The organism is Methylocaldum gracile, from assembly GCF_053646815.1.
This window is the reverse complement of the sequence record NZ_CM132196.1, coordinates 1,409,127-1,421,306: the sequence shown is the minus strand read 5'-3', so window position 1 is coordinate 1,421,306 and position 12,180 is coordinate 1,409,127. Positions and strand designations below refer to the sequence as shown.

The 12,180-nt window shown below is 59.3% G+C and carries 9 protein-coding genes and 1 pseudogene; 6 read left to right on the top strand and 4 right to left on the bottom strand.

Translation table 11 applies throughout. The features are described from left to right. The first annotated feature begins 15 nt into the window (after nucleotides 1-15). From ACWJJK_RS06250 to epsL, 3 genes are all read left to right on the top strand, one after another. The gene (locus ACWJJK_RS06250; RefSeq protein ID WP_454128762.1) at nucleotides 16-2,025 is read left to right on the top strand and encodes a heparinase II/III domain-containing protein; all 2,010 of its coding nucleotides are present in this window, start codon (nucleotides 16-18) and stop codon (nucleotides 2,023-2,025) included. 10 nt (nucleotides 2,026-2,035) lie between these two features. Further along, nucleotides 2,036-3,241: a glycosyltransferase gene (locus ACWJJK_RS06245; RefSeq protein WP_086134089.1), complete on the top strand. Its 1,206-nt coding sequence runs from the start codon at nucleotides 2,036-2,038 to the stop codon at nucleotides 3,239-3,241. 148 nt (nucleotides 3,242-3,389) lie between these two features. Beyond that, entirely contained in the window at nucleotides 3,390-4,604 is a 1,215-nt protein-coding gene (gene epsL, locus ACWJJK_RS06240) for an XrtB/PEP-CTERM-associated polysaccharide biosynthesis outer membrane protein EpsL (RefSeq protein ID WP_086134088.1), read from the top strand. A 132-nt stretch (nucleotides 4,605-4,736) separates the two neighbouring features. Here the strand turns inward: epsL and ACWJJK_RS06235 are convergent, their stop codons facing one another. Continuing rightward, the gene (locus tag ACWJJK_RS06235) at nucleotides 4,737-4,940 is read right to left on the bottom strand and encodes a ferritin family protein (RefSeq protein ID WP_454128761.1); all 204 of its coding nucleotides are present in this window, start codon (nucleotides 4,938-4,940) and stop codon (nucleotides 4,737-4,739) included. On the opposite strand from ACWJJK_RS06235, the pseudogene ACWJJK_RS06230 reads away from it, so the two are divergent. Further along, nucleotides 4,867-5,346 (top strand): annotated as a pseudogene (locus tag ACWJJK_RS06230) (isochorismatase family protein); the annotation flags it as partial. The gene ACWJJK_RS06235 and the pseudogene ACWJJK_RS06230 overlap by 74 nt on opposite strands. Nucleotides 5,347-5,497: 151 nt before the next feature. Next, a complete protein-coding gene (locus ACWJJK_RS06225; protein WP_454129068.1) occupies nucleotides 5,498-5,650 on the top strand; it encodes a hypothetical protein in 153 nt (50 codons plus the stop codon). Nucleotides 5,651-6,243: 593 nt separating this feature from the next. Here ACWJJK_RS06225 and ACWJJK_RS06220 read toward each other — a convergent pair. Beyond that, nucleotides 6,244-7,224 (bottom strand): hypothetical protein, encoded by a 981-nt coding sequence (locus ACWJJK_RS06220; protein ID WP_156882017.1) that lies wholly within the window; start codon nucleotides 7,222-7,224, stop codon nucleotides 6,244-6,246. A 449-nt stretch (nucleotides 7,225-7,673) separates the two neighbouring features. Here ACWJJK_RS06220 and ACWJJK_RS06215 point away from each other — a divergent pair, with 449 nt between their 5' ends. Continuing rightward, nucleotides 7,674-8,486: a hypothetical protein gene (locus ACWJJK_RS06215; RefSeq protein ID WP_156882016.1), complete on the top strand. Its 813-nt coding sequence runs from the start codon at nucleotides 7,674-7,676 to the stop codon at nucleotides 8,484-8,486. Between the two features lie 682 nt (nucleotides 8,487-9,168). On the opposite strand, the gene ltrA is transcribed toward ACWJJK_RS06215, so the two are convergent. Further along, a complete protein-coding gene (gene ltrA, locus ACWJJK_RS06210) occupies nucleotides 9,169-10,503 on the bottom strand; it encodes a group II intron reverse transcriptase/maturase (RefSeq protein WP_210024370.1) in 1,335 nt (444 codons plus the stop codon). A gap of 824 nt (nucleotides 10,504-11,327) precedes the next feature. Next, nucleotides 11,328-11,861, bottom strand: coding sequence for a hypothetical protein (locus ACWJJK_RS06205; protein WP_156880454.1), 534 nt, complete (start codon nucleotides 11,859-11,861; stop codon nucleotides 11,328-11,330). Between the last annotated feature and the right edge of the window lie 319 nt (nucleotides 11,862-12,180).

Below are 12,180 nucleotides of genomic sequence, written 5' to 3'. Positions count from 1 at the left end.
GATAAGGGGACAACGATGAGAGATCTGCGATTATGGAGCGGGGTGGCGTTGATGCTGGCAGGAGCAGTCCTCGAACCTATAGCCGCCGGCAAAACTGAACCGGCGTCCAAGGCCCCAGCCCTGCCCGGCAACGACACCATCAAAGCCGCCTTTACCGCCTTGAAAGCGGGTGAAGACGACTATGCACCGGCCCGTGCCGCCCGTGAGTACTGGGACGCGGCCCGCCAGCGCGTGGCACAGGACCCGCGCTGGACGGCTTGGTTGCAGGAGCGAACCAGTCGGGTCACGAAGTGGATGGCCACGCCCCGCGATCACCCGGAATGGGCCGCGGGCTGGCTGCACAATTACGTGAATTTAAAGACGGGCGCCTTTCTCCACTGGACCCCCGATCAGCCGATACCGCCCGACCAGCCCGGCCACGAAAAGCTGCGCGCCGCCTGGATCGCCCATAATCGGATCTACAACATCGACCGCGTGCTGGACGCCGCCCGACTGTTCCGCCTGACCGGCGATACGCGCTACTTGGATTGGGCGGCTTCGCAGCTCGATTTCTACGCCGACGCCTACCGCGGCTTCCCGTTGCAGACCTGGAACGGCCGAGCCCAGCTGATGAATCAGAGTCTGGACGAAGCGACCCGCGCCCTGGTGTTGATCGAAGCGGTCCGGCTGCTGAAACCCCATGTCCCGGCGGCCCGCGCCGACCACTGGCGCGAGGGGCTGTTCCTGCCGTTGGCGGCCAATGTGATGGCGTCGTCGCGCGAGGTCCACAACATCGCCGTCTGGCATGCCGCGGCCGTGACGCTGATCGGACTCGAGTTCGAACAACCCGAGTTGATCGGCTTCGGCAAGCATTCGGCCTTAGGTCTTCCGTCGCTCCTGGCGACCGGTGTGTCGCCGGACTGGTTCTGGTACGAGCACTCCCTGTCCTATCAGGAGTATACGGTTCAGGCCTTGGTGGAGCTGCTGGTCGGCGCCTCGTTGCGCGGGCGGCTGGCCGAGTTCGCCCGGGAACTCTGGATCGCGCAGAACCTGATGATTTCTCCGGTGACCGTGCGCTTTGCCAATGAAGACGCCCCGACCCTCAACGATTCGCCGCCTAATCGCAAGGCGCCGAACCGCAAGTTGTGGGCGGCCTCCCGCCGGGTGTTGCCGACCTGGCTCGGGCTGGACGAAGCGAAGGGCCAGCTGAGCTGGGACACCCTGCTCGATCCGCCCAAGCCGGTCGATTCGATGCCCCTACTGCCCGACCTGGCGTCGGGACCGGTGCCGGGTCTCGATGCGGTTCAGCTCGTGAAGAACGGCTGGCATGCCCTGTTGCGCTATGGCCAGAAAGCCCGGTTTCATGCCCAGCAGGAAGCCCTCACTTATGAACTGCAATACGGCGACACCTGGCTTCTCAAAGACGCCGGCACGGTCGGCTACGGCTCGCCGCTGCACAAGGGCTATTTCAGCCGGGCACCGGCGCACAACGTGCCGCTGGTCGACGGCGACGGGCAAAATCCCTGGCCGTCCGAGGGACAGCTCGATGAGGTCGCGCCGGACGGCTCGTTCGCGGCGGTGTCCCATCCGAGCTATCGTCCGGGCGTAACCGCAACCCGGCGGCTCGCCATCGGCGCCGGCGACTTTATCGATCAGGTGGGGGTGACCACCGGCTCGGACACGCCGCACGCGATCGGTGTCGTCATGAACACACCCTGTGCCGTGACCTCCGGCAGTCAAGCCGTGGCGGAAGGGGCGTCGCTGCCCGCTGCGACGGCCTTCGGTTACTGGAAGGACTGGACCGCCTATGCGGCGGCGGGCACTTGGAGCGGCACGCTCGACTGCGCCGGCCGCCGGTTTGCCCTGGCGATCGCCGGCGCCGAGCTGCAGCGGGTGTTTGTGGGCACCGTCCCCGATTCCGCCGCGCCGTACACCCGCCGGGGCATCTACCTCGAAGCCATGGCAACGGAGACGAAATTCAAGCTGGTGTTCCACCCGCTAGCTTCGCCACAGGCATCCGTACACAAAGCGCGCAGAGCAAGATAAGGACCAACCGATGCGCATCACGATGATCTGTAACGAGCTGCCTTTCCCTCCCGGACATGGCGGTCTGGTCGACGTGTGGCGCCGGCTCTGCGCCATGAAATCGGCGGGCGTCCGCGTCCAACTCGTCTGCTGGGGCGGCGGAGCCGCCGGCGCGCTGCGACCGGAACATCTCGACAAGGTGCGGGAGGTCGTGGAGGATCTGTACGTCTTTCCGTTTGAACGAACCTGGCGTTCGCGCATCAAGCGAACTGTCCACCTGTGGCGGCTGCCTTGGCGAGTGGCCTCCCGTAGCTTGAGGCCCGCCGAGTTTCGTTCCCTGCTGGAGGCGCAGCGCGCATTCGACAGCCAGGCAATCTGGCTGGACGCCGTCTATGGTGGCGAGGTGGCGCGCCGTCTGGCGCACGAGCTGAAACTGCCGTTGTTCTACCGCTCTCACAACATCGAACATCGGTATACACTACATCAGGCCAGAATCGCCCGAACGGCGCGAGAACGGTTTCAGTGGACACTCAGCCTGTTCAACCTGCGCCGTTACGAGCACGGAATTCTCAGGGAGAGTTCAGCGTTCTTCGATATCTCCGTCGATGACCTTAGATATTGGGAGAAGCTCGGGTTTACGTCCGGATATTGGCTGCCGCCGCTGGTGGACGAATCTTTTGCGGGACGCCTCAGTGCGCCGCGGGAAGGTCCCCCCCGATTCGACGTCGGCTATCTCGGAAACCTGTTCATGCCCAATAACGTCCAGGGCTTGGTTTGGTTTCTGGAGAAGGTGGCGCCGCGGCTTCTCGATGCACGGCCCGGCCTGCGCCTGTTCATCGCCGGCAGCCAGCCTTCGGATCAGATACGAGCGGCGCTCGCTGCGCGCCCCGAAGTCACACTGATCGAAAATCCGCCAGACGCCGTCTCGATATTGCGCGATGCGCAGATCTTGATCAACCCTGTCTTTGCGGGTAGCGGAGTCAATATCAAGTCCGTCGAAATGCTTTTTTCCCCCGCCGAATTGATCAGTACGCCTCAGGGCTTGGCTGGACTTCCGGATGAGGTCAAGAATTGCTTCCGAGTCAGCAAAGATGAATCCGGATTCGCGTCCGCGATCCTCGACGGCCTGAGCTCTGCGGCCGCAGGCCGTATTGCAGATTCGGAGAGCCGCGCGGCGGCGCGGTCTTATTTTCGTGCAAAGCGGATCGATGACATTTTGCCGGTCCTCTTTCGCTAAAGGCGTGCCGTTGTGTATAGCCATAACACGATCGGGCTAGTCGCTATCGGAATTCGGCGGTACGGAAAGTCTCGCCGCATAGGCTGATACAAAAGGTTTGCGCAAGCATTTGAAAGCGCTACGTTCAAGACGCAAGCATCAGCGGTTCATGTATAAGCCCAAAGCGGAAACGATTATTTCCCTCGCGTTTTTGGTGTGGACGGAAGCCTCTTTCGGCGTCGCCGATCCTACTGACACTTTTCAGCCTTATTTATCGGAGACGCTGACCTACGATGACAATCTTTTCCGTCGCCCGAGTCAGATCAATCCGAATGCACCGATAGACGAATCGGAACGCTGGGACTTGATCAACCGGCTTTCCGCGGGGCTCAGAACCTATATTCCGGTGAGCCGGCAGGAGTTTCAGCTCGAGGGAAAGGTCGACGACAATCGTTACGCCAACCACGATGAGCTTAACCATGTATCGTCCCTGGCAAAAGGGACATGGAAATGGCAAGCGGGAACTTCCTTCGGCGGAATACTCGGCTATGGCTACAGGCAGTATTTGGGAGGTTTTACCAACACGGGGTTTTTCGGAAGGGATCTCATCACGGACAATACGGCCTTGGTCGATGTCAATTACAAGTTCAATCCACGATGGAGATTGAACGGACAATACCGGTGGCTGAACAGCGAGCATGAGGCGCCCCAGCGTAGGTTTCTGGATCTGACCAGCGATACCGGCATCATCGGGCTGCACTATAAATCTCCCGACCAGAATACGATCGGCATTCAGTACACACACACGGATGCCAGCCTGCCGAATCGGGAGCGGGTTTTGTCCGCGCTGATCGATAACCGCTACCAGGAACATGAATTCAGTGCGCTCTACAAATGGCAGATTACCGGAAAATCGCTGGTAGAGGGGCGCATCGGCTATCGCATCCGCAATCATAAGCAATTTTCACAACGGGATTATCAAGGCGAGGCATGGCGGCTCAATTATCAATGGACACCGACAGGAAAAACCGTGATTACCTTGTCGGGTTGGGGAGATTTGTTGAACAGAACCTCGGATATCGCGGCCAGCTATGTCGTCACTAAAGGCGTGAGCGTCAGCCCCACGTGGTCGGTAACGCCAAAGATCGACTTGCAAGCGAAATTTAGCTGGGAAGAGTGGCAGTACGCCGGCGACCCGAAATTACGCATCGATGCGAAGACTCACGAAGACACGATCCTAACCGGCCGATTATCGGTTTCCTACGACTTTGCCGATCACGGCCAGCTGAATATCGTCTACGAGAAAGGACACCGTAGCTCCAGCCGGGTGTTTGCCGACTACGAATACAACACGGTCTTTGCAAACGCCATTCTGAAGTTTTGATCGTCCGCGCCAAATACCGGCAACGGAGCTGGCCCTGTCCGAACACCACGTCGTCCGGCGATTCGGTCGAGGGTAACGGACGATGTCCCGCGACCCCGACCCGATTGCCATCGAGAAATCGCTCGATGACCGTTATTCGTGCGCCAAAGGCTTATCCGTGAACAAGTAATCGCGGAGCTCCTTGGAAAAGGTGGGGTCCTTGCAGGCATCGACCCGCTGGTTGTACCAGTCGACGGCTTCCAGTTCTTCCTTCAATGATTCGATGGCCCGTGCATATCCAGGGTTTCGTTCGACAAATCCGATGTGGGTATTTCCTGGATTTCTACGATCCCGCACAGCCGCCCATTCAGGAGCTTCTGGACCGCTGCGCCCGCCTGATCGCTGCGGCCCGAAAGGCCGGCATTCCGGTGTTCTACACCGCGCAGCCCGGCGGGCGGCGCCCGAGGACCGTGCCTTGCTGAACGATTTCTGGGGCGACGGCATTCCCGACCGGCCCGAATCGACGCGCGTTGTGGACGCGGTCGCGCCCCAGCCCGGCGACACCGTGCCGACCAAATGGCGCTACAGCGCGTTCAAGCGCTCCGACCTGGAAGCGCGGCTGCGCGGAACGGGCCGCGACCAGTTGCTGATCTGCGGAGTGTACGCCCACATCGGCTGCCTGATGACCGCGGCGGAAGCCTTCATGCTCGACATCCAGCCTTTTCTGATCGGCGACGCACTCGCCGATTTCTCGCGCGAGGATCACGAGCAGGCGCTGCGCTACGCCGCTGGCCGTTGCGCGCGGGTTTGCGGAACCAACGACGCCCTTCGAGCCGCCGAGCCGGTTCGGCCCTTGCCGCGCAAACACCCGGACTCTCGCGGCCGGGCCGGTGGAAGACCTGGCGGCGGGCTTCATGGCCCGCGCCGATGCGATCGTCCTCGAGCTCCACGGCCGTCCGGAAAACTACGACGACGTGACCCTTCGGGTCCACTGGCAGCGAATCGCCGCCTTCCTCGCGCGGGCACTGGACCGACCCAGGGCGCCGGTCGTCGACTTGGCAGCTTGAATTCTGGGCTTTACAAAAAAGGCTTGGCGAACATCGTTAGCGCCTTCGGTTCGAGTGAATTGCTTCAGCCATTTGTAGATCGGCAATCCTTTGCCGACGAAAACGCGCGGCCGGGACATGGCGTCGGGAAGGGGGGCTTCGGCGCTCCAATCGCAAACGGTCATCCCAGGAGCGCTGGGATGACCCTTCCAATCGCAAACGGCCTGGCCGGGAGCGCCGGCCAGCCCCTTCCCGAAGACGCCGTTTGCGATTGGGAAAGGATTCCCACCCTTAATGGGGCTTGGCATCGGCAACATCGACGCCGGCCTGCTCGCGCCCGCCTCGCTGAACGGCGCTCGACTCCGGATACGGGGGAAGCGGCTGTCTGCTGTCGCGGAAAATCTTGGGCGCGCCTATCTGCCGATAGATGTTGTTAATTGTGAATCAGGCCCGTCGATCCCTTCCTGGCACTTCGGGCCGAGGCCAAGGCCGGTACACGGCCGGCCTTGACTGACGCGGCTTGCCGCCGAGTGGGGCATCCCCACCCCGAATTAACCCGGCTCATGTTTGTTTATAGGCCGGGGTAATAGTACTCATGCGGGCGTGTAGCCCTCTCATTGCAGGACCACTGGTGAAGCCAAGCCGTACACTATTAGCTGGAACAATTCGTTCGATGTCGATACGCCGTCGCGGCGGGTGGTGAGCAAAGTGTGTCCAGCTGAGTTTCGGTAGATTCCCACATTGAACCCGCTCGAGGTTTGAAGCGCATAGGTGCAGTTGCCCTGATCGATGATCCGGAATTTCTCCCAGGCTAGGACTTGTGTCGCATCGGTGTGGAAGATGGTCGATGTGGTACTGATGCATGCGCCTGGAAAGCCCGGGTCGCAGTCGATATATTTTTGCACGAGTCCCCCACCACCGAGGGCGGTAACGAAGGTCACGCCATTGGACGTCTGCAGAGCATGAGAGCCGTCGCTTTGTCGGATGAATTTAAATCTCGACTCCGGTTCTGCCCGTCCGACTATTATTATGTCCCCTTGCGATGACCGGCCTCCTGGCAACTCGGCGGACAGAAATGTGCCGTCCGCGGTCAGAATGCCATACTCGAATCCCGATCCCACGTCGCCGCACTTGACGATCCGAAATTTTTCCCAATTTTGGATCTGCGTCGCATCGGTATGAAAGGCATCTGCGGATTTGCCGCCGGCTCCGACTGCCGTGACATAAAACCCCTTTATCGTATTGATCGCATAATAACTCGGCGCGAAGTTGCCGACGCTCAGGTCGAGCAGCCGAAACCGCTCCCAGTCTAGGGCTTGCGTCGCGTCGGTATGAAAAGCGCCACCCGTCAAGCCCCCTCCGTTCAGCGCAGTCAAATAATAGCCGCGGGACGTCTGAATGCTCTTGTCATGAGGCGTGTCGGGGTAAGTCACGGCAAACGTGAACTTTTCCCAGGGCCCGGCTGTCGTCGCGGTCGTCAGGAGGACAGGCTCGGCTATTCTTCCTCCCCCATCGAGCGCGGTCACATAAAAGCCTTTGTAAGTCCGCAGCGCGAATTCGCCCGGCCACGGCAATAAGGCAGTGAGACTCTGCATTGGGGCAATCCCGCCCTCCTGGACTTCACCAGAGGCCGGCTGGCCTTGACCCTGTTCGACAACGCTAGACGATGTTAGAGGATCGGATGGCGATGCTGACGCATCCGCGGCGTGGCCCGCCAGGCTCATGAGAAAACAAGCGATGGGCCGGAGTGATGGCAATCGATGTGTTCGCATGCTACACCTCTCAGATTGCTCCCCTAAAGAACAGGACATTCAGGAAGCGGCTTCGCCATTGCGAATTTGATGTAAGAATCGGGCTTGCTATAGTGACAGACTAACGCAGGTGCTGCGGACGAATCATTGATATATTTAGATGCCGAGGATGAAGGCCAGCGTAGCCCGGATGGAGCTTTACGGAATCCGGGACGAGTGGTGCATCGAGTCTCCCGGATTCCACTGCGCTCCATCCGGGCTACTTGCTAATGCATCGGAGCGGAATAAACAAATTGCAGGCAAAGCCACAGAAGCCCTGCAACGAATTGCCAAAGGGAGCGAATTTAACGCCCGGAGGGTTGCGAATTTTGGCGTCAAAATCGATAACCCAAAGCCAAAAGACGACGCACGACAATCCCATCAACTCGGACGGTAAAAAGCGCCGCTCCTTCGTCGCGCCACTTTTTGCTGCCAGTTATGAGCGGCGTTATGCATCGCAGTTCACAAGAGGCAACATGAAACGTAACGGCATTCTGTTCAGCTTTTTCGTCGGGCTCATGATTTCTGGTTGCGCCAGCACGACCATGCAAACCTATCACGCAGGCGGGGACAAAGCAGTTTGCGGTAAACGGGGAGTCTCGCTCGGCCACGTTGCCATTTTGCCGGAAATGGCATGGCGGAATGATCAAAAGGAGCCTGAGAAACGTGAACAAATGGCATTGGAAGAGATTGAGCGGGCGTTCCGGGAAATTCCCTGTGGAAGTATTGCAGCTCCTGGCGGCATCAGGCAGGTTTCAGACTGGTCCGGCAGGCCGGAGTCGGAGTTGTTGTCGAAGTTTTCCGAGGAAGGCGTTGATACCGTCATTTTGGTGCGCATCGAAGAGTTGACCCCGCGGATATTTGTTACGTACTCACTTCCGTTCTTGTGGGCTGGTTCGAGCGAAGCGGACTTTCGCATCAGGACTCTCTCTGTACAATCGGGATCTGTACTTGCGGATATGCGCGTTAAACGATCTACCGGAGGGCCTTTCAATCTCAGGCCCGCTGAGTGGGCCGGAACTGAACTCAATGCCGCACTGAGAGCAATTATCGAGGAGAAAAAATAGAGTGCCGCGACAGATCTTGAAACCATCGCTGATCGTCTGTTTGCTAGCAAGTCCTGCTATCGCATGGGCGATGTTCAAGCCGATACGGGTCTTGGCGCCCGAATGGGCGGGCGATATCTCTTGTGTCAGCTCCAGGATCTGTATCGATAATGCATTGCGGTATCGGGAAGCATCCGAATTGTACGAGGGAGCTCTACGTTTCGTCGCCTCGGCTGTTGGTCCATTTCAACACAATCCACGCGTTGTATTCTGTTCTACGGAGGATTGCTTCCGGTCTTTTGGGTTCATAAAGGCTTCCGCAAGCACCGTCGGGAACTTTGGAATAGTCATCAGTCCGAGAGGTTGGACACCATATTACGTGCGCCATGAGATGGTCCACCACCTTCAGGCAGAGCAGCTTGGTGCTCTCACACTATGGCTTGGCCCGGAATGGTTCATCGAAGGCATGGCGTACTCCCTCAGCAAAGATCCACGCCGGCCGCTTTCGGAACCCTGGCAGCAACATCGGGCCGAGTTTGAGGGTTGGTATCAGAAGGTGGGGAAGGAACGTTTGTGGGAGGAGGCGCGAAAGCTATGAACCCGCATAATCGGGTAACCAGGGGTTTCTAACCCCCAGTCCCCACACCACCACGGCATGCGGGTCCGCACCGGGCGGTTCACGAAAAGGGAGCACACGACGATGTCAGGTGTAGCCATGGGCCTTCATCCAAAGATCACGGATAGTGATCAGCCCCTGGGTCTTCAGCCATTGGTTGGTCATCCCGGTCTGCGTCGCCAGCGTCCGCGACAGATGCCAGTAGCTCTTGCTGCTGATCGCCGTCAGGATTGCCTGGCGCTTGCTCGTCCCCAAACCCAACAGGTTCTTGACCTTGGTACGCACGTAGCGCCACTGTTTCCAGTAGCACATGCGTACCCGGCGTCGAAGCCAGTGGTCGAGTTCGGGGATCGGGCGGTAGTAGTCCGAAATGCCGAAGTAGCCCATCCAACCGCGGATATACTGGGCGAGCTTGTAAAACCGGTGAGCCATCGAGACACCCCAGCTACGCCCGGTCAGTGTCCGGATGTTGTGTTTGAAGTCCTCGAATGCCCGGTCGCCCCAACGCAGCTTGGTTCCCCGGAAATTGAATCCGAGAAACTTGGCCTGGTCGGTTTTGACCACCCGGCTCTTCTGCTCGTTGACCACCAGTTTGAGCGTGCCGGTCAGGAAGCGCGTGACGCTATCCTTCACCCGCTCGCCGGCCCGCTGACTTTTGACCAAGATCAGCAGGTCGTCCGCATAGCGGACGAACCGGTGGCCACGCCCTTCCAGTTCCTTGTCCAAGTCATCCAACAGGATGTTGGCGAGCAACGGCGACAGCGGTCCGCCTTGCGGCGTCCCCAACGCCGTTACCTGGATGGACTCGCCGACCAGAACACCCGCCCGCAAATACCGGCCAACCAGCGCCAACAGCCGCTTGTCGCCAACCTTGCGGGCCACACGAGCCATCAAGACATCGTGCCGGACGTTGTCGAAAAATTTCGCCAAGTCCAGGTCACAGGCGATGCGGTAGCCGGCCTGAAGATGACCTTGTACCTGCCTCAACGCTCCATGGGCGGAGCGTCCCGGTCGGAAACCAAAACTCGACTCCGAAAAGCCGGGGTCGAAGATCGGCGTCAATACTTGCGCGATGGCCTGCTGGATCACCCGGTCCATGACGGTCGGGATACCCAGCAGTCGTTCGCCCCCTCCCGGCTTCGGGATCGACACCCGTCGTACCGCTTGGGGTTGATAACTGCCATCGGCCAGTTGCTGGCGAATCTCGGCCCAATGCGAGCGCGCAAACTCGGCGAAGTCCTCGATGCGCATCCCGTCCATGCCGGGCGCACCCCGATTGGCCTTCACCCGCTTCCAGGCCCGTCGCAGGTTCGCACGGTCCAACACCCGCTCCATCAGATCGTCGTGCAAGGCTGGCTGCGTGACGCCACGCCGGACATCGGCTCCCCCGGTCGGGTTCATCGTCGATACCGAGTCGCTCACGGCTCCTCCTTGTCTTCTTGTGTTCGGCCCTTCACCGTCCGGTCTTCCAGGCCGATGCGGCTAGTATGGCCTCTGCTGACTTCTGCCCGGTCACACCCTGCGTTGCCGCAGAACGCGCTGCCAAAGACAGGTCGTAGGGTCCGGTGGCTATTCCAAGGCTTTCGCCCTGGACCTCAGTCCGACTCCCATAACCTGTCCCAGCCGCTCGCCGGACAGATCTCCCCGAATAAGAACATGAGCTTTCAGCGCACAACCGCCGCATTTACCCTATCTCCCGTACCCGGCGGGTTTCGTCATCATGTGCTGACTCACCCGGAGACTGAGCCTTCTATGCGGTTTCTGTTCGTCGGCTCGCACCTTTGCGCTCGGGCTTCCTTCAGACCACTCCTCGCGGAGTTGCCCTTGCCGTCGGCTAGTAGTTACATTGGCCCAAAGAATGGGCATTACAGGTACTCCTACAGGGGACTCTCACCCCATCAGTTCATGCCCATGTCGGGCGTACACACGTCGGTCAACCGGACCCTCCGCCGCGATGCGGCTCCGCGCCGGTTACCTCCACGTTAAGCCTTAACCCCATGAAAATCCTGTCGAAGATCTATCGGATCTGATTCAAGCAGCCATTCGAGAACGGCAGACATTCGTTAGGTCGAATGGCCGCTCAGGCCGAAAACCGGCTGCCGTGGCCACCCTGCTCGATTCCGCTTTCTTGCCCTTGTGAATCTCGCCCCTTCCCCCGAGTGCGAGCGGCCCATGCGTAATCGTTATCGATTTTGAGGGTTGCTCGTCGGGCGGCCGTCAATGCAAGACCAGCATACCGAATTCAGCTATCGGCCCTCGCACGATATGGGTTGCAGTTGCGTATCCAGCGGAGCCTGAGAGATAGGCGCATCAATTTGCCCGTTACTGAAGGGGGTGAATATCTGATAACCGGTTATTGGCCCAGCAAGGGTTTTGGGGTCAAGCCTGAGCGCATAATCAAAACTGAACACGCCATTTTTGCTGATATCCTCCCTGTTGCCATAGCTGGTCCCCACCAAGCTGATCTGAAGTTGGTCGCCGCCAGGTAGCTGATCGTTGGGCGGGGCAATCGTGGCCGAGCCCGTCAATTGGTTGGCATACTGAATCGGGGGGTTGGTGGCCTTGAACCCCAGCTCCAGCGCATCGACATGGACAATTTGACCGGGTTTATCACTGAGCGCCTGTTGCATTTTGATTTTCAGCGTTCTATCCCAACCACCGGGTATGACATCGCCGATTTGAAAGCAGCGAGTGCCGGCTGAAACGATAGTTCGCGCTTCAACCTGACTCGACAGTACAGCAAGAATGGATAGTGAAGTTGCGGTGAGTAGGTTTTTCATAAGGAACTCCATGAGTTTCTAAAGGGACTACCATGTACCGAGACCGAGCATTATTAACCCGGCCTATAAATATAGGCCGGGTTAATCCGGGGCAGGAATGCCCCGGCGCGGCGACAAGCCGCGTGAGCCCAGGCCGGGCGTGTACCGGCCTGGGCGGCGGCCCGTAAATACCAGGAGGGTATTTACGGGCCTGATTAATAACTGAACAACTGCGGCTCACTGAGCAGTAGCTGCCCGTATGAATTACTCTCCTTCTGAATCGCTCACTGCGGGCTTTCACACATCACCCGTTTAATTCGACGATAGCGGCACGAATAAA